The 21,343-nt window shown below is 70.9% G+C and carries 24 protein-coding genes; 12 read left to right on the top strand and 12 right to left on the bottom strand.

Annotation, left to right across the window (positions count from 1 at the left end):
* Positions 1-29: 29 nt before the first annotated feature.
* On the top strand, positions 30-1,043 hold the full coding sequence (locus ACIA5D_RS05260; RefSeq protein WP_396028536.1) for a potassium channel family protein: 1,014 nt from the start codon (positions 30-32) through the stop codon (positions 1,041-1,043).
* A gap of 1 nt (position 1,044) precedes the next feature.
* On the opposite strand, the gene ACIA5D_RS05255 is transcribed toward ACIA5D_RS05260, so the two are convergent.
* The 3 genes from ACIA5D_RS05255 to ACIA5D_RS05245 all read right to left on the bottom strand — a co-directional run bounded on the left by ACIA5D_RS05255 (position 1,045) and on the right by ACIA5D_RS05245 (position 4,839).
* A complete protein-coding gene (locus ACIA5D_RS05255) occupies positions 1,045-1,851 on the bottom strand; it encodes an SAM-dependent methyltransferase (RefSeq protein ID WP_396028535.1) in 807 nt (268 codons plus the stop codon).
* A gap of 86 nt (positions 1,852-1,937) precedes the next feature.
* On the bottom strand, positions 1,938-2,975 hold the full coding sequence (locus ACIA5D_RS05250; RefSeq protein WP_396028534.1) for a 2-oxoacid:ferredoxin oxidoreductase subunit beta: 1,038 nt from the start codon (positions 2,973-2,975) through the stop codon (positions 1,938-1,940).
* Positions 2,968-4,839 (bottom strand): 2-oxoacid:acceptor oxidoreductase subunit alpha, encoded by a 1,872-nt coding sequence (locus ACIA5D_RS05245; protein WP_396028533.1) that lies wholly within the window; start codon positions 4,837-4,839, stop codon positions 2,968-2,970. The genes ACIA5D_RS05250 and ACIA5D_RS05245 overlap by 8 nt, the downstream gene beginning before the upstream one ends.
* A 206-nt stretch (positions 4,840-5,045) precedes the next feature.
* On the opposite strand from ACIA5D_RS05245, the gene ndhC reads away from it, so the two are divergent.
* The 5 genes from ndhC to ACIA5D_RS05220 all read left to right on the top strand — a co-directional run bounded on the left by ndhC (position 5,046) and on the right by ACIA5D_RS05220 (position 7,801).
* The gene (gene ndhC, locus ACIA5D_RS05240) at positions 5,046-5,423 is read left to right on the top strand and encodes an NADH-quinone oxidoreductase subunit A (protein WP_396028532.1); all 378 of its coding nucleotides are present in this window, start codon (positions 5,046-5,048) and stop codon (positions 5,421-5,423) included.
* Between the two features lie 58 nt (positions 5,424-5,481).
* Complete coding sequence (locus ACIA5D_RS05235; protein ID WP_396028531.1) at positions 5,482-5,961, top strand: DivIVA domain-containing protein; 480 nt, start codon at positions 5,482-5,484, stop codon at positions 5,959-5,961.
* Positions 5,958-6,455, top strand: a complete 498-nt coding sequence (locus ACIA5D_RS05230; RefSeq protein WP_396028530.1) for an SRPBCC family protein — start codon at positions 5,958-5,960, stop codon at positions 6,453-6,455. Before ACIA5D_RS05235 ends, ACIA5D_RS05230 begins: the two co-directional genes overlap by 4 nt.
* A gap of 109 nt (positions 6,456-6,564) precedes the next feature.
* Positions 6,565-7,143, top strand: coding sequence for a DNA-3-methyladenine glycosylase I (locus tag ACIA5D_RS05225; RefSeq protein WP_396028607.1), 579 nt, complete (start codon positions 6,565-6,567; stop codon positions 7,141-7,143).
* 13 nt (positions 7,144-7,156) lie between these two features.
* Positions 7,157-7,801: a hypothetical protein gene (locus ACIA5D_RS05220; RefSeq protein ID WP_396028529.1), complete on the top strand. Its 645-nt coding sequence runs from the start codon at positions 7,157-7,159 to the stop codon at positions 7,799-7,801.
* 210 nt (positions 7,802-8,011) lie between these two features.
* On the opposite strand, the gene ACIA5D_RS05215 is transcribed toward ACIA5D_RS05220, so the two are convergent.
* From ACIA5D_RS05215 to ACIA5D_RS05205, 3 genes are all read right to left on the bottom strand, one after another.
* Positions 8,012-8,824 (bottom strand): serine protease, encoded by an 813-nt coding sequence (locus tag ACIA5D_RS05215; RefSeq protein WP_396028528.1) that lies wholly within the window; start codon positions 8,822-8,824, stop codon positions 8,012-8,014.
* Between the two features lie 87 nt (positions 8,825-8,911).
* Positions 8,912-9,700 carry an enoyl-CoA hydratase-related protein gene (locus tag ACIA5D_RS05210; protein WP_396028527.1) on the bottom strand — a complete coding sequence of 263 codons (789 nt, stop codon included), beginning with the start codon at positions 9,698-9,700 and terminating at the stop codon, positions 8,912-8,914.
* Positions 9,697-10,509: a PaaX family transcriptional regulator C-terminal domain-containing protein gene (locus tag ACIA5D_RS05205; RefSeq protein WP_396028526.1), complete on the bottom strand. Its 813-nt coding sequence runs from the start codon at positions 10,507-10,509 to the stop codon at positions 9,697-9,699. The genes ACIA5D_RS05210 and ACIA5D_RS05205 overlap by 4 nt, the downstream gene beginning before the upstream one ends.
* Positions 10,510-10,765: 256 nt before the next feature.
* On the opposite strand from ACIA5D_RS05205, the gene ACIA5D_RS05200 reads away from it, so the two are divergent.
* Complete coding sequence (locus ACIA5D_RS05200) at positions 10,766-10,933, top strand: DUF3117 domain-containing protein (protein WP_014447667.1); 168 nt, start codon at positions 10,766-10,768, stop codon at positions 10,931-10,933.
* A 77-nt stretch (positions 10,934-11,010) separates the two neighbouring features.
* Complete coding sequence (locus ACIA5D_RS05195; RefSeq protein ID WP_396028525.1) at positions 11,011-12,429, top strand: leucyl aminopeptidase family protein; 1,419 nt, start codon at positions 11,011-11,013, stop codon at positions 12,427-12,429.
* Here the strand turns inward: ACIA5D_RS05195 and ACIA5D_RS05190 are convergent.
* On the bottom strand, positions 12,419-13,027 hold the full coding sequence (locus ACIA5D_RS05190; RefSeq protein WP_396028606.1) for an O-methyltransferase: 609 nt from the start codon (positions 13,025-13,027) through the stop codon (positions 12,419-12,421). The genes ACIA5D_RS05195 and ACIA5D_RS05190 overlap by 11 nt on opposite strands.
* A gap of 251 nt (positions 13,028-13,278) precedes the next feature.
* Between ACIA5D_RS05190 and ACIA5D_RS05185 the strand changes: the two genes are divergently transcribed.
* Both ACIA5D_RS05185 and ACIA5D_RS05180 read left to right on the top strand, forming a co-directional pair.
* The gene (locus ACIA5D_RS05185) at positions 13,279-14,538 is read left to right on the top strand and encodes a S1C family serine protease (RefSeq protein WP_396028605.1); all 1,260 of its coding nucleotides are present in this window, start codon (positions 13,279-13,281) and stop codon (positions 14,536-14,538) included.
* A 65-nt stretch (positions 14,539-14,603) separates the two neighbouring features.
* Positions 14,604-15,008, top strand: a complete 405-nt coding sequence (locus ACIA5D_RS05180) for a preprotein translocase subunit TatB (protein ID WP_396028524.1) — start codon at positions 14,604-14,606, stop codon at positions 15,006-15,008.
* Positions 15,009-15,045: 37 nt separating this feature from the next.
* Here ACIA5D_RS05180 and ACIA5D_RS05175 read toward each other — a convergent pair whose 3' ends face one another.
* From ACIA5D_RS05175 to ACIA5D_RS05165, 3 genes are read right to left on the bottom strand one after another with little or no spacing between them, the layout of a single operon-like run.
* The gene (locus ACIA5D_RS05175; protein ID WP_396028523.1) at positions 15,046-16,194 is read right to left on the bottom strand and encodes an Mrp/NBP35 family ATP-binding protein; all 1,149 of its coding nucleotides are present in this window, start codon (positions 16,192-16,194) and stop codon (positions 15,046-15,048) included.
* 20 nt (positions 16,195-16,214) lie between these two features.
* Positions 16,215-16,763, bottom strand: a complete 549-nt coding sequence (locus tag ACIA5D_RS05170; RefSeq protein WP_396028522.1) for a DUF1003 domain-containing protein — start codon at positions 16,761-16,763, stop codon at positions 16,215-16,217.
* A complete protein-coding gene (locus ACIA5D_RS05165; RefSeq protein ID WP_396028521.1) occupies positions 16,760-18,043 on the bottom strand; it encodes a magnesium transporter MgtE N-terminal domain-containing protein in 1,284 nt (427 codons plus the stop codon). Before ACIA5D_RS05165 ends, ACIA5D_RS05170 begins: the two co-directional genes overlap by 4 nt.
* Positions 18,044-18,070: 27 nt before the next feature.
* Between ACIA5D_RS05165 and ACIA5D_RS05160 the strand changes: the two genes are divergently transcribed.
* Positions 18,071-18,943 carry a PhzF family phenazine biosynthesis protein gene (locus ACIA5D_RS05160; protein WP_396028520.1) on the top strand — a complete coding sequence of 291 codons (873 nt, stop codon included), beginning with the start codon at positions 18,071-18,073 and terminating at the stop codon, positions 18,941-18,943.
* A gap of 3 nt (positions 18,944-18,946) precedes the next feature.
* Here ACIA5D_RS05160 and ACIA5D_RS05155 read toward each other — a convergent pair whose 3' ends face one another.
* A complete protein-coding gene (locus ACIA5D_RS05155) occupies positions 18,947-19,438 on the bottom strand; it encodes a hypothetical protein (RefSeq protein WP_396028519.1) in 492 nt (163 codons plus the stop codon).
* Positions 19,435-20,157 (bottom strand): HAD family hydrolase, encoded by a 723-nt coding sequence (locus ACIA5D_RS05150; RefSeq protein ID WP_396028518.1) that lies wholly within the window; start codon positions 20,155-20,157, stop codon positions 19,435-19,437. The genes ACIA5D_RS05155 and ACIA5D_RS05150 overlap by 4 nt, the downstream gene beginning before the upstream one ends.
* A gap of 134 nt (positions 20,158-20,291) precedes the next feature.
* Here ACIA5D_RS05150 and ACIA5D_RS05145 point away from each other — a divergent pair, with 134 nt between their 5' ends.
* Entirely contained in the window at positions 20,292-21,215 is a 924-nt protein-coding gene (locus tag ACIA5D_RS05145; RefSeq protein WP_396028517.1) for a DMT family transporter, read from the top strand.
* The last annotated feature ends 128 nt before the right edge of the window (positions 21,216-21,343 follow it).

The following is a 21,343-nucleotide window of genomic DNA, read 5'->3' as shown; positions in this document are numbered from 1 at the left end:
CGCTATGGTGTGCGTGTGCGGGACGACAAATGATCCATCTGCCCCTGGTCCGCCAGGGCCCCCTGCGTGCGCTCGCCGTCCGAGTGGCGCTGGCCGTCGGATTGGTCCTGTTCACCGTCGCGGTCATCTACCTCGACCGCGACGGCTACCGCGACGTCAACGAGGACGGTCTGACCCTCCTCGACTGCTTCTACTACGCGGTCGTGTCGCTCTCGACGACCGGCTACGGCGACATCACCCCGGTCACTCCCGACGCCCGGCTGGTGAACGTCCTGGTGATCACCCCTGCGCGGGTACTCTTCCTGATCATCTTGGTCGGCACGACCCTCGAGGTGCTCACCGACCAGTACCGCAACAGCCTGCGTGTCGGCCGGTGGAGGCGAAAGTTGAAGGACCACGTCATCGTCTGTGGCTACGGCACGAAAGGCCGGGCCGCGGTCGCCGCGCTGCTGGAGAACGGCTACGACAAATCCCGCATCATCGTCGTGGAGAACCGTGAGGCCGGCATCCGTCAGGCCGCGTCCAACGGCCTCGTCGCCATCGAGGGCAACGCCACCCGCTCGTCGGTCCTCAACGAGGCCGACGTCAAGAACTGCAAGGCCGTCATCATCGCCACCGACAGCGACGAGGCCTCGGTGCTGATCACGCTGACGGTCCGCCAGCTCACGGCCGGCCAGGTGCGCATCATCGCCGCCGTCCGCGAGCAGGAGAACGCCGCCCTCCTCAAACAGAGCGGCGCCCACCACGTGATCGTCTCGTCGGCCACCGCGGGCCGGCTGCTGGGCCTGACCACGACGGCGCCACCGCTGATCGACGTGGTGGAAGACCTGCTGACGCCGGGTCAAGGCATGGCGCTGGCGATGCGGAGCGCGGAGCGCAGCGAGGTCGGCCAGAACCCCCGCCAGCTGGCGACGCTGGTGGTGGCGCTGATCCGCCGGGGGAAGGTGCTTCCGCTGGGCGGCGAGCATGCGGTGACGATCGAGACGGGCGACATGCTGGTCTACATCCGCGTCGAGGAGAGCAGCGTAGGCGTCACCGTCTGATTCAGGGTTTGGCGGCGACGACGGCGAACTCGGAGACCTTGTCGGTGATGCCGGGGTGCTCGGGGTCGGGGCGCCAGGCGGTGCACGTCACCACGCCCGGCGGCAGGATCTCAAGGCCGTCGCAGAAGGCGGCGATTCCCTCTCGGCTGCGGGCCGTGATGGGCGCCGCGCCGCTCTCGTTCCACTGGCGCATCGACTCGCGGACGGCCGGGCCGTTGACCTCTTCGGTCGGGTGCGAGATGACCAGGTAGCTGCCCGGCGGAACGGCGGCGATCAGGCGCGAGACGATGGCGTCGGCGGACGTGTCGTCGACGATGAAGTTGAGGATGCCGGAGAGGATCACCGCGACCGGTTGGGTGAAGTCGAGCGTCTTCTGCGCGTCGCGGAGGATCGTGGCGGTGTCGCGCAGGTCGGCGTCGATGTAATCGGTGGCGCCGGAAGGGGTGCTGGTCAGCAGGGCCCGGGCGTGCACCAGCACCATCGGGTCGTTGTCGACGTAGACGATGCGGCTGTCGGGGGCGACCGCCTGCGCGATCTCGTGCGTGTTGCCCGCGGTGGGCAGGCCGGTGCCGATGTCGAGGAACTGCCGGATGCCGGCGTCGGCAGCCAGGAAGCGGACCGCGCGCCCGAGGAACTCGCGGTTGGCGCGGGCCGACTGGACGAGCTCGGGCATGAGCGCCAGGGCATACTCGGCGGCCTCGCGGTCGGCGGCGAAGTTGTCCTTGCCGCCCAGCAGGTAGTTCCACAGCCGGGCGGAATGTGGCACCTCGGTCTTGAGTAGGGCGTGCAGGCCAGACTCGTCGGTCATGTCGACCCCCCTCACGACAGTGGCGAGGAAGCGAGCCTACCGCTTCCTCGCCGCCGGGTGTGAGCAGGTGACTCCCCCGTGGACGATTACATGATCGTCCAGGTGTCGGCCGCGTTGAGCAGCGAGTCGAGCATCTCGTCGGGGGTGCCGTCGGCCTGGGCCTTGGCGTCCTGGAGCTGCTTCTGCAGCAGCTGGTCGTAGGTGGGGCGCTTGACGTCGCGGAATACGCCGATCGGCGTGGTCGCCAGGTCGGAGCCGGAGAGGCGGGACAGTGCGAACGCGTACGCCGGGTCGTCGACGGTGGCGTCGTGCACGACCGGGGACTCGCCGTCGAGCGAGGTCGAGTCGCGCACCGACAGGCCGAAGCCGCCGGCCGGGTGGACCACCGAGAACTGTCTCTCGCTGCCGAAGGTGATCGGCTGACCCTGCTCGAGTCGGATCAGGTGATCGTCCCGGGTGGACGGGTCCTTGATCAGCTCGAATGCGCCGTCGTTGAAGATGTTGCAGTTCTGGTAGATCTCGACGAACGCGCTGCCCTCGTGCTGGGCCGCCGCGCGCAGCACCGACTGCAGGTGCTTGGCGTCCGAGTCGATCGCGCGGGCCACGAACGACGCCTCGGCGCCGAGCGCCAGCGACAGCGGGTTGAACGGCGAGTCCGCCGAGCCCGCCGGCGTCGACTTCGTGATCTTGCCGAGCTCGGAGGTCGGCGAGTACTGACCCTTGGTCAGGCCGTAGATCCGGTTGTTGAACAGCAGGATCTTGAGGTTCACATTCCGCCGCAGGGCGTGGATCAGGTGGTTGCCACCGATCGAGAGCGCGTCGCCGTCGCCGGTCACGACCCAGACCGACAGGTCGGGGCGGGACGCGGAGAGCCCGGTGGCGATCGCCGGGGCACGCCCGTGGATCGAGTGCATACCGTACGTGTTCATGTAGTACGGGAACCGCGACGAGCACCCGATCCCGGAGATGAAGACCGTCTTCTCGCGCGGGATGCCCAGCTCGGGCATGAACCGCTGCATGGCCGCGAGGATTGAGTAGTCACCGCAGCCCGGGCACCAGCGAACCTCCTGGTCGGACTTGAAGTCCTTCGCCGTGAGCTTGAGCTCAACAGTCGGGCTAGCCATTCTTGACCACGTCCTCGAGCATGCTTTCCAGCGTCGCGGCGGTGAACGGCAGGCCGCTGATCTGGTTGAACGGAACGGCGTCGACCAGGTACTTCGCCCGGATCACGTGGGCGAGCTGGCCCAGGTTCATCTCGGGGATGACGACCTTGTCGTACGCCTTGAGCACCGCACCGAGATTCGCCGGCAACGGTGCGAGGTGCCGCAGGTGGGCCTGCGCGATCGGCAGCCCGCGCTGCCGCAACGCCCGGCAGGCCGCGCCGATCGGACCGTAGGTCGAGCCCCAGCCCAGCACGAGCACCTTGGCGCCCTGCTGGTCGCCGTTCTCGGCGTCCGGGTCTTCGACCTCGACGTCGGGCACCTCGATGGCCTCGATGCGGGCCGCCCGGGTGCGCACCATGAACTCGTGGTTGGCCGGGTCGTACGAGATGTCGCCGGTTTTGTCGGCCTTCTCCAGGCCGCCGATGCGGTGCTCCAACCCCGGCGTGCCCGGGATCGCCCACGGCCGCGCCATGGTCGAAGGGTCGCGAAGGTACGGCAGGAAGCGGCCGTCCTCGCCGTTGGGCTCGGTCGCGTACTGCACCGTGAGGTCGGGAAGCTCGCCGGCCTCGGGCAGCAACCACGGCTCGGAGCCGTTGGCCACGTAGTTGTCGGAGAGCAGGATGACCGGCGTGCGGTAGGTCAGCGCGATCCGCGCCGCCTCGATCGCCGCGTGGAAGCAGTCGGACGGCGACTTGGGCGCGATCACCGCAAGCGGCGCCTCGCCGTGCCGGCCGTACAGCGCCATGTTGAGGTCGGCCTGCTCGGTCTTGGTCGGCATGCCCGTGGACGGGCCGGCCCGCTGCACGTCGACGACGACCAGCGGCAGCTCGAGCGCGATCGCCAGCGAGATCGTCTCGCCCTTGAGCGCCACGCCGGGGCCCGAGGTGGTGGTGACGCCGAGCGCGCCGCCGTACGAGGCGCCCAGCGCCGCGCCGATGGCCGCGATCTCGTCTTCCGCCTGCATCGTCGTGATGCCGAACCTCTTGTGCTTCGACAGCTCGTGCAGGATGTCGGAGGCCGGAGTGATCGGGTACGCGCCGAGGAACACCGGCAGCTTGGACCGGACGCCGGCGGCCACGAGGCCGAGCGCGAGCGCCTGGTTGCCGGTGATGTTCCGGTAGGTGCCCGGGCGCATCTTGGCCGGCTTGATCTCGTACCGGACCGTGAAGTCTTCCGTCGTCTCGCCGAAGTTCCACCCGGCCTGGAAAGCGGCCTTGTTGGCGGCCACGAGGTCGGGGCGCTTGGCGAACTTGCGCTCGAGGAACCGCAGGGTCGACTCGAACGGCCGCGAGTACATCCAGCAGACCAGGCCGAGCGCGAACATGTTCTTGGCCCGCTCGGCGTCCTTCTTGGAGACGCCGTGGTCGCTCAGCGCGCCGACGGTCATCGAGGTCAGCGCGACCGGGTGAACGGCGTAGCCGTCGAGCGAGCCGTCCTCGAGCGGGCTGACCGCGTAGCCGACCTTGGCCAGGTTGCGCTTGGTGAACTCGTCGGTGTTGAGGATGAGGTCGGCGCCCTGCGGCAGGTCGGACAGGTTGGCCTTGAGCGCTGCCGGGTTCATCGCGACCAGCACGTTCGGCGCGTCGCCGGGCGTGAGAATGTCGTAGTCGGCGAAATGCACCTGGAAGCTCGACACGCCGGGCAGCGTGCCGGCTGGTGCGCGGATCTCGGCCGGGAAGTTCGGCAGTGTGGAGATGTCGTTGCCGAGCTGCGCGGTCTCGGATGTGAACCGGTCACCCGTCAGCTGCATGCCGTCGCCCGAGTCGCCCGCGAACCGGATTACCACCCGGTCCAGCTGTTCGACCCGCTTTGCTCCAGCTGCCACGATCTCAACCTCCAAGGGGCGCCGGCCAGGGCGGGTGATGCACGTCGATGAGCCGGCCCGCAATCAGTCACTTCCAGCCTACGTCGTCGGTCCTTACTAACCGGCGATGGCCGGTGCCCACAGTACTTAGGCAATGCTTGCTCGATCCAGAAGAGTCCACCATGCGGCGGGTCATTCATCTCACTGGGTTTACTAGGCTGTGACCCGTGGACGGCTATCTCGGCTCGTACGCCACGCTCGGGCTGGTGATCGGAGCGGGCGTGCTCGTCTTCGTGGGTGCTTTCTCCGCCAACCGGCTACTTCGCCCGGGCAGTCCGGCCGAGCCGCCGGGCAAGTTCATCGCGTACGAGAGTGGGATCGACCCCGTCGGCGGCGATTGGGCGCAGGCGCAGATCCGTTACTACGTATATGCATACCTTTACGTCCTTTTCGCCGTAGAAGCCGTTTTTCTCTTCCCCTGGGCCGTCGTGTTCGACCTGCCGGGATTCGGCGCGGCCACCGTCATCGAGATGGCGATCTTCGTTGCCGTGCTCGCGCTGGGCATCCTCTACGCCTGGCGTAAGAAGATCCTGACCTGGACCTGACTGCCCGGCCGGGGTGGCGGGCTCGCCACAAAACGGCGGGCATGCCAACATCGTGCGCATGGGTCAGCTTTTCCTCTTCATCGTGGTCGCCTTGGTGGTCGCCGCGATCGTCTTCGGCGTGACCGTGATGCTGGGCGGGGGCGACTCGGGATTGACGCCCGTCGAACCCGATGGGAGCGCGGTGCCGCTGCCGACCGACCGTCCGCTGGGCGAGGAAGATCTGGCCGGCACCCGCTTCGACACCGCCTGGCGCGGCTACCGCATGGCCCAGGTCGACCAGGCGCTCGAGCGCGCCGCCTACGACATCGGGTACAAGGGCGAGCTGATCAGCGTGCTCGAGGCCGAGGTCATCGCGCTGCGCGACGGCCGCATGGCCGACGCCGACGCGCTGCGCAAGGCCCGCGAGGCGGCGATCGCGCCGGTCCCGGCGCCCCCGGCCGGCGACGGTCCGCTGATCGACCTCGCCGCCACGCCCCCGCCACCGGACGACGCGCCCGGCGCCGACGCGAAGGAGTCCGAGCCGGCGGAGCCGCGGTGAGCGGGGCCGAGCCGGTCGACGGGCTCGGCGACGCCTCCCGCCCCGGCACCGGCGAGGTGACCGCCACCGTCATCGTCAACGCGCCCGCCGCCCGGGTCTTCGCCGCCTTCCTGAACTGGGAGGGCCAGTCCCAGTGGATCCCGTTCACCAAGGTGCGCGTGGTCGAGGGCGACGGCGGCGAGGGAAGCCTGGTCGAGGCGGTCACCGCGATCGGTCCGGCGTCGCTCCGCGACGAGCTGCGCGTCGTCAAGGTCAACCCCCCTTTCGAGGTACGGGTCGTGCACTGCGGAAAGGTCTTGCGGGGTCCGGGATCGGTTCGCTGCACGCCGATGTCCGGCGACCGCACCCAGGTCGTCCTGCACGAGTGGTTCCACCTGCCGGCCGGCCCCGCCGGGAAGGTCGCCTGGCCGGTGCTCTGGCCGGGGTCGAAGCTGGGCTTCACCGGCGCGCTGAAGAAGTTCGGCCGCCTGGTCGAGCAGGGCCGTCTCCCGTAGCGGATTTTTGTCAGAGGGTGGCCCTACGGTGGTCGCCATGACAGACACCTCGCCGTTCGGCGCGCCGCAGCCCGGCACCGCGCCGGCTGACCTGCTCGACGCCGGTCTCGTGGTCGGCGACGACGGCCGGGCACGCTGCTTCTGGGGCGGCAGCACCCCCGACTACGTGGGCTATCACGACACCGAGTGGGGCCGGCCGGTCCGCGGCGACGACGCGCTCTTCGAGCGCATGAGCCTCGAGGCCTTCCAGTCCGGCCTGTCCTGGATCACGATCCTGCGCAAGCGCCCGGCCTTCCGGGCCGCCTTCGCCAACTTCTCGATCGACAAGGTGGCGGCGTTCTCCGAGGCCGATGCGACCCGCCTGATGACCGACCCCGGCATCGTCCGCAACCGCATGAAGGTCGACGCCACTCTGCACAACGCGCGCGTCGCCGCCGAGCTCGGCGACGGCCTGTCCGCGCTGCTGTGGTCGTTCGCGCCGTCCCCGCGCCCGCCCCGCCCGCACACCCGGGCCGACGTCCCGGCCACCACACCCGAGTCGATCGCGATGGCCAAGGCGCTGAAGAAACAGGGCTTCAAGTTCGTGGGCCCGACGACGGCGTATGCATTGATGCAGGCCACCGGCATGGTCGACGACCACCTCGCGGGCTGTTGGGTCCCACCGATCTCGCCTGCGCCGGCCGCGTGATGAGATGGAACGCATGGCTCAGTGGGCGGTGATCATTCCGGCGGATCAGTGGGCGACCGAGCGGCTCTACCACAACGAGACCGTGACGGTGGCTTTCGCAGGCGGTGCGGTGGCGCCCGACGAAGAGGTACTGCTGGTCGCCGACGACCACGTGGTGGCGCTGGCCCGGGCCGGCAAGACCGCGCACGACCCGGTGGTGGCGCTGGCCCGGGCCGGCAAGACCGCGCACGACCCCGTGGTGGCGCTGGCCCGGGCCGGCAAGACCGCGCACGACCCCGCCGGCCGTCGCGGTGACGACCTGGTCCTGACCTACGTGCGCCGCGCGTTCGACGACCCGGTGCCGGCCGCGAGCCTTGCCGCTGTCCTGGCCGCCGGCGACGGGCCGGTGCAGGTCGAGGCTCAGGAATTCCGCCGTCTGACGGCCGCGCTCGCCGGCGAGCCCGGCCCCGGCACGCCGACCTGGCTGGTCAGCCTGGCCCTGCCGATCGAGGCCGCCACCCCGGCCGATGCGGTGCGCCAGTTCTGGACGCACGTGGCCGTGCTCGGTCCCAAGGAGCTGCCGACCTACGTCTGGCCTTCCGGTGACGAGCTGGCCATGCAGGCGTTCGTCCTCGGTGAGGAGGCCAACCAGGACCCCGAGGAAGAGGACGACGACTGAACGCACGCCACGGCCCCGCAGCCCTGGGCTGCGAGGCCGGCACACCGGCGGTCCGCACGCCACGGCTCCGCAGGGCTGAGCTGCGAAGCCGACGGCCGGCACACCTGCGGCCGGCACGCCACGGCCCCGCAGCCCTGGGCTGCGAGGCCGTGGGTGCGACGCCGGTCGAGCCGGGCGAGGGGCGGGGCCGTCGTCGCGATCAGGGGCCGTTCAGCCGCCCAGGCTGGCCGCTGCCGACTTGATGGCCGACGAGAAGTAGCTCACCTGCGTGTACACGCCCGGCTTGTTGGGCCGCGCGCAGCCGTCGCCCCAGCTCACGATCCCGACCTGCACCCACGCGCCGGCCGAGTCGGTGCGGAACATCGGGCCGCCCGAGTCGCCCTGGCAGGTGTCGACCCCGCCCGCCGTGTACCCGGCGCAGATCTCATCGGTCGCGATGACCTCCCCGTTGTACATGGCCGACGAGTTGCAGGTGGCGTCGCTGACGAACGGCACCTGCGCCTTCAGCAGGTAGCGCTGCTGCGAGCCGCCCTCGGTCGCCGAACCCCAGCCGGCGATCGTGAACGTGCCCGAGTCGTACGCGGTGCTGGAGGCGAGCGCCAGGGTCGCGAGGCCGGTCACCGGGCTGGCCAGCCGGATCAGCGCCCAGTCCTTCCCGGCCCCGTTGTAGCCCGGCGCCCGGTACACGTAGTTGGACTTCCGGGTGATCTTGCTGCTGGAGTTCAGGTCGACCACGCCGAGCGTCGCCGTGATCGACGTGTTCGTGCCGGTGCGGCCCACGCAGTGCGCCGCGGTGAGCACGATCGTCGGGCTGTAGAGCGCCCCGCCGCAGCCCATCGAGAGCCGCACCATGAACGGGAACTCGCCCTGTGCGGCCCGCGTGCCGCCGACGACGTTCGTGCCGGGCGCGACGCCGTCACCCGAGCCGACCGGAGCCGCCGCGGCAGGGGACGCGGTGGCGCCCAACGCCGCGACGGTGAGCACAGCCACCGCCGTACCCAGAAGAATCCGCCACCTGACCATGTAAGGCCCTCCCACTCAGCAGAAGTGTTGGGGAGGAGCCTATTGATGGAACTCTATGAATGTGGCGATCCCAAAACGGTCATAACGTCAGTGACCCTCGAAGACCGGCTTCTGCTTGGCCAGGAACGAGCTCACCGCGGCCTTGTGGTCGTCGGTCCCGCCGCAGATCGACTGCGCCTGGGCCTCGGCCGCCAGCGCGTCGGAGAGCGTCCCCGCATCCCCGATGGACAACTCCCGCTTTATCGCGCCATAGGCGACGGTCGGCCCGGCGGCGAGCCGCGACGCCAGAGCCTGAGCGGCCGGCAGCACCTCGTCGTCGGAGTCGGTCAGGCGGGACAGCATGCCGTATTTCTCGGCGGTGACGGCATCGAGCGGCTCGCCGAGCAGCAGCAGCTCGAGCGCCCGGGCATGCCCCACGATCCGCGGCAGCGACCACGAGACCCCGCTGTCCCCGGCCAGGCCCACGTTGGCGAAGGCCATCAGGAACTTCGTCGACGGCCCGCCGATCCGGAAGTCGGCCAGCAGCGCGAACGACGCGCCCGCGCCGGCCGCCATGCCCCGCACCGCGGCCACCACCGGCTTGGGCATGTTCGCCAGCCGCTGGGCGATCGGGTTGTAATGCGCCCGCACGGTGTCCAGGTCGGTACGGCCGGACTCCAACTGCTCGGCGTGCTCCCGCAGGTCCTGGCCGACGCAGAAGCCGCGACCCGCGCCGGCCAGCAAGATCGCCCGGCAGCTGCGGTCGGTCTCGAGCTGCGCGAGCGTGTCCCGCAGCGCTTCCTTGAGGTCGACGTCGAGGGCGTTCATCGCCTCGGGCCGGTTGAGCGTGAGCGTGACGACCGCGTCGGTGCGGTCGACGAGCAGAGAGTCCGTCATGTATCTGAGAATCCCACACGGCCGCCCCGGGAGGCCGAATGCAGGCAGCGTTCGACGTACCGGTCGGCGGCGGGTCGCAGGCGGGCCGCGTGCCGGTCGAAGAAGCCGGCCGCGCTCGCCCCCGGCCAGCGCGGCGGCAGCAGCGACGGCGGCAGTTGCGGGTCGCGGAACAGGAACGAGCGCCAGGCGTGCACGAGCCGGAACCGGGCCGCGTACGCCTCTTCGTCGCTGCTGCGCGCGTTGACCGCGCTGACCACCGGCCGCAGGTCGGCCACGAACGTCTCGTAGGACGACGCGAGCGACGGCAGGTCCCAGGCCTTGCCGACGACCTCGCTGGCGCCGGGCGACCCGGCCGCGTGCGCGGCGCTGAACCGCTCGTAGCCGACGCCGGCGTCGACCAGGACGGCGTCGACCTCGTCGGCGGCGCGCGGCGCCACCCAGGCATGATCACCCAGCGTGCCGTAGCCGAGGAAGGACAGCCGGTTGGCATCCTTCTTGACGAGCGGGCCGTGCAGCAGAATGAGATCGAACCGGCCGTCCCACCCGGAACGCCCGGTGCGGTAGATCCGGGCCGCCGCCTCGTCGAGCCGGCGCGCGGCCTTCGGAGTGAGCAGATAGCCCGGTCCGGAGACCAGCCGCAGGGGGTGCAGCCAGCCCTGACGCACCATCCGGGACACCGCGGTGCGCACGGCGGGCGGCGCGATTCCGAGCGGCGCGAGCAGCTTGACCAGGGCGGCGACCGGCGCTCGCCCGCCCCGGGGGCGGAGGTAATCGCCGTACAGGTCGAAGAGTGCCGACCGCGCCTGCATGACCGCACATTGTGACAGCCCGAAAGGCGATATGCTAGATGCTGTCACATCCGCCCGGGCTGGGTTTGGGTTCGCCGGTGTTCATCAGGGAAAATGTTTGATCGGCACGGTGGGCCGGGTCGCGTGAACACGCGGAATGGCCCACGGCCGCCGGTCGGATACGAGTACCACGCCGCGTGGGGCTGAGCACGCGGCGTTGAAAAGTGGCAGTGGGGTAACCCACCGACACCCTGATGTAGGTCTGAGGGGAGACGAAATGGCGGCGATGAAGCCGCGGACGGGCGATGGTCCGCTGGAGGTCACCAAGGAGGGGCGGGGCATCGTCATGCGCGTCCCGCTGGAAGGTGGTGGCCGTCTCGTCGTTGAGATGACTCCGGACGAGGCCAACGCGCTGGGCGACGCGTTGAAGTCGATCGCCGGCTGACGTTTCGCGCGAGCCCGCCGGTACGGTACCGCCCGTACCGGCGGGCTTTCCACGTCTTCGAGAAAGGTCACGCTCTCGTGTTTCCGATCAGGCTGACCGACCATCTCGACGACGACCGCACCAGGATCGTGCCGATCGCCGCCTCGGGCCCACTGTCGCACGAGGTCGACGACCTTTCCGCCGAAATCGCCGCGCTGGCCGAGGGATTCGGCGAGGCCGGCGAGGTGCGACTTCTACCCCGGCCGCTGCGGAGGCCGAACAGCGTCGTGCTCGCGGGGACAGGCGCGGGCGACGAGGCGGGCTGGCGCGCGGCCGGCGCCGCCGTGAGCCGCGAGCTGAGGGCCGACGAGCCCCTGCAGGTCAAGCTGGACGGTGAGGTTCCGCCCGAGGCGGTGCGCGGCCTGGCCGAGGGCCTCTGGCTGGGCGGCTATCGCTATCGCGATGGCCGCGAGGACCCCCGATCGGCCGAGGTCGAGCTGATTTCTCCCGCTTTTTCCGCGTACGCCGAGAGCCTGGCCCTCGCGACCGCGTCGGCCCGTGCCGCCTGGTTCGCCCGTGACCTCACCAACACCCCGTCCTCGCTGAAGAACCCCGCCTGGCTGTCCGAGGAGCTGGTGGGCGCGACCGCCGGCCATACGGGAGTGGAGATCCGCATCCGGGCCGGCGCCGAGCTGGACCGCTTCGGCGGCCTCCGGGCCGTCGGCGGCGGCTCGGTGAGCCCGCCCTGCCTGGTCGAGATGTCCTGGTCGCCCGCGGGCGCCCGCACCCACGTGGTCCTGGTCGGCAAGGGGATCACCTTCGACTCCGGCGGCATCTCGATCAAGACCCGAGAGGGCATGAAGCGGATGAAGATCGACATGGGCGGCGCGGCCGCGGTGGCGGCGGCCACGCTGGGCGCGGCCGAGCTGGGGCTTCCGGTACGCGTCACCGCCCTGCTCCCGCTGGCCGAGAACGCGGTCGGCGCCGCCGCCTTCCGCCCCGGCGACGTGATCACTCACTACGACGGCACCACCAGCGAGTCCACCAACTCCGACGCCGAGGGCCGCCTGGTCCTGGCCGACGCGCTCGGCTACGCGGTCGCCGAGCTCGACCCCGACGTGATCGTCGACCTGGCCACGCTGACCGGCGCGAACACGGTCGCGCTGGGCCACCGCACCGCCGCGCTCTACAGCCACAACGACGACCTGGCCGCCGCGCTGGCCGAGGCGGGCCGGCAGGCCGGCGAGCAGATGTGGCGGCTGCCGCTGGCCGACGACTACCGGGAGTACCTGCGTAGCGACCTGGCCGACCGGCACAGCTCCCCCGCGCGGGGCGCCGGCTCGGTGGTGGCCGCGCTCTACCTCGCCGAGTTCCTCGGGGACAAGGCCGACGTCTGGGCGCACGTGGACATGGCCGCGCCCAGCTGGGCCGAGACCTCGGAGCTCGAGATCAGCCGCGGCGCGACCGGCTGGGGCGCCCGCACCCTGCTGCGCTATCTCGAGCGGCTCAGCGCTTGACCGCGGCGAGCAGTCCGGCCCCCGACGGGATCACCGCGGGGATCCACTCCTCGGCCTCGCGCACGGTCCGCACGGTCTCGCGGATGGTCAGCGTGTCGACGTCGCGGGCGGCCGGGTCGCTGATCCGCCCGCCGGCCATCGCGCCGTTGACCACCAGCACCCCGCCCGGCCGCAGCAGCCGCAGCGCCGCCTCCGCGCAGGCGCCGAACTCGGTCGCGTCCGCGTCCACGAACACCAGGTCGTAGACCCCGTCGGCGAGGCGGGGCAGCACGTCCAGCGCGCGTCCGGTGATGATCCGGGTACGGGACGAGGCGAACCCCGCCTCCACGAAGATCCGGCGGGCGATCCGCTGGTGCTCGTTCTCGACGTCGATGGTGGTGAGCACCCCGTCGACGCGCATGCCCCGCAGCAGCCAGACGCCGCTCACACCCGTACCCGTGCCGATCTCGACCACCGCCTTGGCGTTGCCCGCGGCAGCGAGCAGGCGCAGCACGGAGCCCGCGGCCGGCGTGACGCTCTCCAGGCCGAGCTCATGGGAGAGGCCGCGCGCGGTCTGCAGCACGATGTCCTCGGCGGCGTAGGCCTCCGCGAACTGCAGGGACTGGGCCGTCTGCGGGCCGATCGGGCGGGCTGGCGGGACGATGACGACCTCCGGGCGGTTCCGTTCGGGCGGGGGATGCACGTGCGGAACCGGCGTACATCGGATATGAGAGTAGAGCGATGCTCTCCCGGGATGCACCGGGCCGTCGATGGGATAAACGGGCCGGGGCCGGGAAGGCTCAGGGATCCGTGTCATTCTGGAGGGGGAGCCGGGCTCCTTCAGGGACCGCGAGTGTGGGAGGCACCGACGTGACCGACGGCTGGAACGCGCGTAACGCTCCGCCGCCTGCCGGTCAGCCCATGCCTCAAAACCCGAATCAGAACTGGTGGTCCGACGCGCTCACCGACCCCTGGCGCGACCCGTACGCGGCGGCCCAGGTCGTGCTGCCGCCCCCGCCGCCGGGCGGAGGGCCATCTCCCGAGTCGGTCCCCAATCCCGACGCGCCGCGCCGCTCGCTCACCCCGATCCTGCTGATCTGCCTGATCACGGCCCTGCTCGCGGGCGGTCTCGGCGGCACGCTGGGCTTCGTCTTCGCCGTCCGCGGCGGCCTCGCCAACTCGAACGGCAGCCAGCTCGGCGCGGCCCATCCCGAGCCGTCGGCGGCGGTCAACCGCGCCCCCGACACGCTGGCCGGCGTGGCCAAGAAGGTGCTGCCGAGCGTCGTGACCGTCCGGGTCACCGGCGCGATCGGCTCGGGCTTCGTGGTCTCCGCCGACGGGTATGTGATCACCAACGACCACGTGGTCGAGACCGGCAGCGACAACATGTCGGTGTCGTTCAGCGACGGCACCACGGCCAAGGCGACCCTGGTCGGCCGCGATCCCGAGTCCGACATCGCTGTGATCAAGGTCGCGAAATCGGGACTCACCCCGGTGGCGCTCGGCAACTCCGACTCGATCGCGGTCGGCGACCCGGTGCTCGCCTTCGGCTCGCCGCTGGCGCTGGTCAACACCGTGACCGCGGGCATCGTGAGCGCCCTCGACCGCACGATCCAGTCCGGCGACCCGGGCGGAACCACCCGCTACTACGCGGCCATCCAGACCGACGCCGCGGTCAACCAGGGCAACTCGGGCGGGCCGCTGGTCAACGCCGCCGGTCAGGTCATCGGGGTCAACTCGGTGATCCGCTCGCTGGGCACCACCGAGACCGACGCCGGCAACATCGGCCTCGCCTTCGCCATCCCGATCAACCAGGCCAAGCGCCTCGCCGGCGACATCATCGACCACGGCAAGGCCCGCCGCACGGTGATCGGCGCCGAGGTCGTCACCGGCACCGCCACGGTCACCGGCGCCCGCCTGCGCTCGGTTGAGCCGTCCGGCCCGGCCGCCACCGCGGGCCTCAAGGCCGGTGACGTGATCACCAAGCTCGACAACCACGTCCTCGAGGACGGCACCGACCTGATCGCCCTCGTCCGCAAGTACGCGCCGGGCACCGTGGTGCCGGTCGAGTACCGCCGGGGGAGCAAGACCTCGACCGCGTCAGTGACACTCGTCGCCGACTCGAATTGAACCTATGGCTCAGCGGATCTCGTGCGTAGGCTTGGCGCCGGAACGGTAGGGAGGGAGGCCACCTCATGTTCGAGAACCTGAACTGGTGGGAGATCGGCGCGTTGCTCCTGCTCGCGCTGCTGATCTTCGGCGAGCGCCTGCCCAAGGTGATCGGCGACGGCATGCGCATGCTGCGCGGCCTGCGCGCCATGGCGCAGAACGCCACCTCCGACCTGAACAAGGAGCTCGGCACCGACCTCCAGCTTCAAGATCTGCATCCCAAGGCGTTCATCCGCAAGCACATCCTCAGCGAGGAAGACGAGGAAGCGCTGCGCAAGCCGCTGCAGGGCCTTTTCGAGGACGTGAAATCCGACCTGAACGGCGTGAAGTCGGATTTGTCCGAGGTGGCCGCCGCCGCGGACATCAAGAACGCCACGAGCAGCGATGTGGTGAAGCGTCCAGCCCAGAGCTTCGACCTGGACGCCACCTAGCCAGCCGGCTCCGCTTCGCTCAGCGGGGCGATCGCGATCACCGCTTGGCGTTGACCATCAGGCTGAGCGGCTTGCCCACCAGGGAATCGCGCCGGACGGCCAGCTTTGCCGCCACCTCGTCCAGCGCCTTCGCGGCCGGGGCATCCGGTGCGGCCAGCACGATCGGCTCGCCCGCGTCGCCGGACTCCCGAACCCGCGTGTCCAGCGGCACCTGACCGAGCAGCGGCACGGAGGCGCCCACCGTCTTGGTCAGCGAGTCGGCCACGGTCTGCCCGCCGCCGGCCCCGAAGACCTCCATGCGCGAGCCGTCCGGCAGCTCGAGCCAGGACATGTTCTCGACCACGCCGAGCAGCCGCTGGTGGGTCTGCAGCGCGATCGCGCCAGCCCGCTCGGCCACCTCGGCCGCGGCCGCCTGCGGGGTCGTCACGACCAGGATCTCGGCGTTGGGCAGCAACTGGGCCAGCGAGATCGCCACATCGCCGGTGCCCGGCGGCAGGTCGAGCAGGAGCACGTCGAGGTCGCCCCAGTAGACGTCGGCGAGGAACTGCTGCAGCGCACGGTGCAGCATCGGCCCGCGCCAGACCACCGCGGCGTTCCCGGCGGTGAACATGCCGATCGAGATCACCTTCACGCCGTGCGACTGCGGCGGCATGATCATGTCTTCGACCCGGGTGGGCCGGCCCTCGACGCCGAGCATGCGGGGCACCGAGTGTCCGTAGATGTCCGCGTCGAGCACGCCGACCGAGAGCCCGCGCTTGGCCAGGGACGCGGCCAGGTTGACGGTCACGCTCGATTTGCCGACGCCGCCCTTGCCGCTCGCCACGGCGTACACCCTGGTCCTGGAACCTGGTTGGGCGAACGGGATGACGGGCTCGGCAGCGGCGGAACCACCGCGCAGCGTGCTCTGCAGCGCCTTGCGCTGCTCCTCGGTCATCACGCCGAAGTCGATGCTCACCGACGTGATCCCGGGGATCTTGGTGAGGGCGGCGGTGATGTCCGAATTGAGCTTGTCGCGCAGAGGGCAGCCGGCCACGGTGAGCAGCAGCTCGACCTTGACGTGCTCGCCGGCGACGGTGAAGCCCTTGACCATGCCGAGGTCGGTGATCGGGCGGCGGATCTCGGGGTCGTCGACGGTCGCCAGAGCAGTCTGGATCGCGTCCTCGAGCGTGGGGGCGGGAGCGGACATAGCTTGACTTTACTGCGCGGTCAGGAGCGATCCGCGTCCCACTCCTTGCGATCCTCCTCCCACTCCGAGCGGGCCCGCTTCTCCCGCCGGTGGGCCGCTTCGTCCAACTCGTCGGCGAGCCGGGCCAGCTCATTGCGCAGGAAGTCGCGGGTCGCGACCTCGCCCAGCGCGATGCGCAGCGAGGCGATCTCGCGGGCGAGATATTCGGTGTCCGCCTTCTGCATCGCGGCGCGCCGTCGATCTTCCTCCATGGCCAGGCGGTCGCGGTCGGCCTGCCGGTTCTGTGCGAGCAGGATCAGCGGCGCCGCGTACGAGGCCTGCAACGACAAGATCAAGGTCAAGAACGTGAAGGTGTACGGGTCGAAGCGCAGACCCTCCGGCGCGAGCGTGTTCCACGCGAACCAGGCCCCGATCACCACCGTCATCCAGACGATGAACTGCGCCGTCCCCATCCCCCGGGCGATCCCCTCCGACCAGCGGCCGAACGTCTCGGGGTTGAATCGGGGCAGCCGCACCCGGCTCCGCTCGACGGGTTGATCCAGGCGGTCCCGCCGCGGCTCGGTCGTCACGGCGAAGCCTGCTGGTCATCGGCGCCCGCGGCGTCCCGGTCGCGCCAGTCCCGCGGCAGCGAGTGGTCGAGCACGTCGTCGACCGTGACCGCCCCGAGCAGCCGGTGCGAGTTGTCCACCACCGGCATCGAGACCAGGTCGTACGTCGCCATCCGCTTGGTGACCTCGGCCAGCGTCGCCTCGGGCCGCAGCGGCTCGAGGTCGCTGTCGACGAGGCCGCCCAGGATCGACGCCGGTGGCTCGCGCAGCAGCCGCTGGAAATGCACCATGCCGAGATACTTACCCGTCGGGGTGGCCGACGGCGCGCGCGCCACGAAGACCTGCGCCGCCACCACCGGGGAGAGCTCCGGCTCGCGGATGCGGGCCAGCGCCTCGGCGACCGTCACGTCGGGCGTGAGAATGACCGGCTCCGAGGTCATCAAGCTGCCCGCCGTGCCCTGCTGGTAGTCCATCAGCTGGCGGACGGGGGCCGCTTCCTCGGGCTCCATGAGGTCGAGCAGCACGGTCTGCTCGGTCTTGGGCAGCTCGGCGAGCAGGTCGGCGGCGTCGTCGGGGTCCATCCGCTCGAGCACGTCGGCGGCGCGCTCGCGGTCGAGGCGTACCAGGATCTCGACCTGGTCGTGCTCGGGCAGCTCTTCGAGGACGTCGGCCAGGGTGCGGTCGCTCAGCGCGGCCGCCACCTCGTTGCGCCGGGCATCGGGCAGGTCTTGCAGAGCGTTCGCCATGTCGGCCGGGCGCATCTGCTCGAGCAGGGCCAGCAGGTTGGAGGTGCCCTGCGTATCGGTCGGGCCGAAGAGGTTGCGGATCCGCTCGTACTCGGCCTGGAAGACGTGCCCGCGGCGGGCGAGCCGCCCGGTGTGCTCGCGGACGGCGACCCGGGTGACCAGCCACTCGTTGCTGCGGTTCTGCTCCATGCCGATGTCGACGACATTGCCCTGGGTACCGGGCCCGTCGCCGGTCTCGGGCTTCACCATCACGCGGCGGTCGAGCAGGTCTTCCACCACCAGCAGCTCGTTGGGCCGCTTCTCGAAGCGGCGCAGGTTGAGCGTGCCGGTGTTGAGCACGACCGCCTCGGCGTCCATCGAGGTGACCCGCCCGATCGGCAGGAAGATGCGCCGCCGCAGTGCCATCTCGGCGACCAGCCCGACGACCTGCGGCGGCCGGTTGGTGGTGCGCAGCCGCACCACGGCGTCGCGCACCCGGCCGACCCGATCGCCGTTCGGATCGAAGACGCCCAGCCCGGCGAGCCGGGCCAGATAAACCCGCGTCCCCATGGTCACGGCTCAAGCCTAGGTTAGGGTCCGGACATGTCCACCGTGGCGTACGAGATCGTCGACGTGTTCACCGACCGCCCCTTCGCCGGGAATCCGCTGGCCGTGGTCTACGGTGCCGACGATCTGGCCGCCGACCAGATGCACGCGCTGGCCCGCGAGTTCAACCTCGCGGAGACGGTTTTCATCCTCCCGCCGACCTCCTCGGCCACCTATCGCGCGCGGATCTTCACCCCCGAGCGCGAGTTGCCGTTCGCGGGCCACCCGAGCGTGGGCGCCGCGGTGACCTCGATGCGCCGCGGTCTCTTCCCGCCCGGCGAGATCATCCAGGAGTGCGGCGCGGGCCTGCTGCCTCTTGTTGTCAGGGAGTCCGGCTCGGCCACCCTCACGGGCGGCGAGCCGACGCTGGGCGAGCAACTCGATCCCACCCCGCTGCTGGCCCTGGCGGGCCTCACGGCCGAAGATCATGAGCTTGCTGCCCCACGTTCCGCCGGGTGCGGTCTGGCCTGGGTGTTTCTTCCCGTACGGCGGGAAGCGCTCGCGAAGATCCGGATCGACGACGCGGCGGCCGAGAAGCTCGGGGTGAGCGAGCTCAGCATCTTCTCCTGGTCCCCGTCCCCCTCGCCGGAGGCCCACGCGCGGGTCTTCTGCCCCGGCGCGGCCGTCCCCGAGGATCCCGCGACCGGCTCGGCCGCCCTGGGACTGGGCGTCTACCTGGTCGACGCCGGTCTCCTGCCGGCCGACGGCACGTCCACCTACCGCGTCCACCAGGGAATCGAGATGAAGCGCCCGTCCCTGCTGGACTGCACCGTGACGGCCGGCGCCGGCCGCGCCCTTGCCGCCACGGTGGCCGGCCACGTCTGTCCGATCGCGAAGGGCGAGATCGCCGTCCCGCCCTTCATCGGCTGAGGATCAGGATTTCCGCACGCGGTGCAGGCGGAAGGGACGTTTCGTCTCCACCCGGGCCGGGGTGTCGCGCGGGGCGGCCGCCCCCGAGGTGGCCGGCAGGTGGGGTGCGGTCGTGTCGTGGTCGGACGGGGTCAGGCGGACGATCGCGCAGCCGTCGGCGGCCCAGCGGGTCACCAGCTCGCCGAAGGTGCCCGAGGCGTTCAGGCGCTTCTGGGCCAGCTGCGGGGCGACCTCGGCCCAGTCGTCGCCGTCCCGCGCCAGGCGGGTCACCGTCATCTCGGCCACCACGATCAGGCCGCCGTTGTCGCCGCGCAGGCGGACCGTCGCCGTCGACGCCTCGGCCAGGCCGGGCGCGTGCTGCTCGCCGGGGCCGCTCACCATGATCAGCGAGCCGTCCAGCGGCATGCACCAGACGCCGAGGGCCGGGCCGTCGCCGACCGAGACCCAGGCCAGCGCCGCCTTCTTGAGGGCTTCCTCCACGACCGCAGACGTCATCGGGTCATCCTCGCACCTTCGGGATTCACCATCTGGGTGTGGTCGATCAGGCTCACCACCTCGGTCAGCGAGCGGACCGTGCGGCCCGCGAAGTTGGTGTCCGCGTCGTACACGAGGTGGTGGGCCAGATCGGGGGCGGCCAGCCGTACCGGCGTCATGCCGATCGCCGCCGCGCCGGTGAGCTCGTTGCTGCCGCCGTCGCCGACATACAGGCACTCGGACGGCAGGACATTGAGCTCATCGCAGGCGGCCAGATAGATGTTCGGATCCGGTTTGCAGACCCCGAGCCGTACGGAATAGATCGTCGCGTCCAGCAGCGGCGCGACCGGAAGGCTCGGCAGGAAGGCCGGCAGCTCGTGTGTGCAGTCGCTGATCACCGCGGTCGCCAGACCGCGCCGCCGGATGGCCGTGAGCACGCTGACCGCGTCGGACCGCAGCCGGGTGTCGGCCTTGAGCGCGTTGATCCGGGCCGGCACGCCCGCGCGCACCTGCGACGGGCGGGGGCGGCCGCCCGCCTGCTCGATGACCCATCGTAGGGTGGCTTCGGCGGAGCCGTACCGGCCCCGGGCGCGCGCCCGGAAGGTGCGGTCGAGCACACCGCGCACCGCGTCGGGGTCAGCGCCGAGAGATCGGGCGATCTCGGCGTGCTGGGGTCCGCGCTGGACCGCACGGGTCAGGGTGCCAAAAAAGTCAAACACGACCGCACGGTATGCGGACACGATAAATCAGCCTCCCGGGCATCGGGTGGTCAAAAGGGGCGGGACAACGCGGTGACTGTAGCCACGGCGTCACTTTCCGTTCAATAGCGGTTGGCAAACGTGCTGCAAAACCCTGCAAGAAGCGACGGCCGGGGATGAATACGCGCTCACCTCGCCAACGGCCTGGATTGACAACCGTCGTCGCCCTCGCCGTTGCGGTCCTCGCCGTCTCGTCGTCGGCCCCGCTGATCGCGTTCGCGGCCGCTCCCGCCCTAGCCATCGCGTTCTGGCGCAACGGCCTGGCCGCCGTTGCGCTCACCCCCGTGACCCTCGGACCCCGCCGGCCCGAGCTGCTCGGCGCCGGCCGCCGCGCGCTGATCTTCTGCCTGCTGGCCGGCGTCGCCCTCGCCGCACATTTCGCAACATGGATGCCGAGCGTCCAGCTCGGCTCGGTGGCCACCGCGACTGCCTTGGTCGCCACCCAGCCGGTCTGGCAGGGGTTGATCGCCGCCGCTCAGGGCCGCCGGCCGCCGGCCGCGGGCTGGCTCGGCATCGGCCTGGCGGTGGCGGGCGCCGCGTGGGCGACGGGCGCCGACGTGGGGGTCTCCGGGCAGGCGGTGCTGGCCGACGTGCTGGCCCTGTTGGGCGCGGTGGCCGCCGCGGTGTACACCGCGCTGGGCGAGCAGGCCCGGACGACGCTGAGCACGACGACGTACACCTGGATCTGCTACGGCACCTGCGCGCTCGCCCTGCTCGCGGTCTGCCTGATCGCCCGGGTCGACCTGGCCGGCTACGACCCGCGCACGTGGGCCGCGATTCTGGCCCTGGTGGCCGGGGCCCAGCTCCTGGGCCACTCGATGTTCAACTACGCCCTCCAGCGCACGTCGGCCACCACCGTCAGCGTCCTGGCCCTCCTCGAGGTGCCCGGGGCGGCCCTGCTGGCCTGGGTGTGGCTGGGGCAGCAGCCTCGTCTCGCCACCCTGCCCGGCCTGCTGCTCCTGCTGGCCGGCGTGGCCGTATTCGTCCTCGGCGCCACCCGGGCCAACCGCCTCACGGTCGACCCCGCCCTCACCGACTAGCGAGCCCTCCCCGATCAGCCCGCCCTCGTCGGCTTGCGCGCAGCTTCTCTCGCCGGCCGGCCGTTCGCGGTCTCGTTCTTGCGGCGGGTGTGCGGTCCGCTTTGGGCGGGTTCGCTCGTTGAACCATC

The organism is Actinoplanes sp. NPDC051513 (assembly GCF_044454685.1).
Classification (GTDB): domain Bacteria; phylum Actinomycetota; class Actinomycetes; order Mycobacteriales; family Micromonosporaceae; genus Actinoplanes.
Note: the sequence above shows the minus strand (reverse complement) of the source record. Positions and strands in the feature narration are given on the sequence as shown.

What these genes read in the sequence shown, in the direction of transcription:
- ACIA5D_RS05260 (WP_396028536.1), top strand. Translation starts at nt 30, where the DNA reads ATGATCCATCTGCCCCTGGTCCGCCAGGGCCCCCTGCGTGCGCTCGCC.
- ACIA5D_RS05255 (WP_396028535.1), bottom strand. Translation starts at nt 1,851, where the DNA reads ATGACCGACGAGTCTGGCCTGCACGCCCTACTCAAGACCGAGGTGCCA.
- ACIA5D_RS05250 (WP_396028534.1), bottom strand. Translation starts at nt 2,975, where the DNA reads ATGGCTAGCCCGACTGTTGAGCTCAAGCTCACGGCGAAGGACTTCAAG.
- ACIA5D_RS05235 (WP_396028531.1), top strand. Translation starts at nt 5,482, where the DNA reads ATGGGTCAGCTTTTCCTCTTCATCGTGGTCGCCTTGGTGGTCGCCGCG.
- ACIA5D_RS05220 (WP_396028529.1), top strand. Translation starts at nt 7,157, where the DNA reads ATGGCTCAGTGGGCGGTGATCATTCCGGCGGATCAGTGGGCGACCGAG.
- ACIA5D_RS05215 (WP_396028528.1), bottom strand. Translation starts at nt 8,824, where the DNA reads ATGGTCAGGTGGCGGATTCTTCTGGGTACGGCGGTGGCTGTGCTCACC.
- ACIA5D_RS05210 (WP_396028527.1), bottom strand. Translation starts at nt 9,700, where the DNA reads ATGACGGACTCTCTGCTCGTCGACCGCACCGACGCGGTCGTCACGCTC.
- ACIA5D_RS05205 (WP_396028526.1), bottom strand. Translation starts at nt 10,509, where the DNA reads ATGCAGGCGCGGTCGGCACTCTTCGACCTGTACGGCGATTACCTCCGC.
- ACIA5D_RS05200 (WP_014447667.1), top strand. Translation starts at nt 10,766, where the DNA reads ATGGCGGCGATGAAGCCGCGGACGGGCGATGGTCCGCTGGAGGTCACC.
- ACIA5D_RS05180 (WP_396028524.1), top strand. Translation starts at nt 14,604, where the DNA reads ATGTTCGAGAACCTGAACTGGTGGGAGATCGGCGCGTTGCTCCTGCTC.
- ACIA5D_RS05175 (WP_396028523.1), bottom strand. Translation starts at nt 16,194, where the DNA reads ATGTCCGCTCCCGCCCCCACGCTCGAGGACGCGATCCAGACTGCTCTG.
- ACIA5D_RS05160 (WP_396028520.1), top strand. Translation starts at nt 18,071, where the DNA reads ATGTCCACCGTGGCGTACGAGATCGTCGACGTGTTCACCGACCGCCCC.
- ACIA5D_RS05155 (WP_396028519.1), bottom strand. Translation starts at nt 19,438, where the DNA reads ATGACGTCTGCGGTCGTGGAGGAAGCCCTCAAGAAGGCGGCGCTGGCC.
- ACIA5D_RS05145 (WP_396028517.1), top strand. Translation starts at nt 20,292, where the DNA reads ATGAATACGCGCTCACCTCGCCAACGGCCTGGATTGACAACCGTCGTC.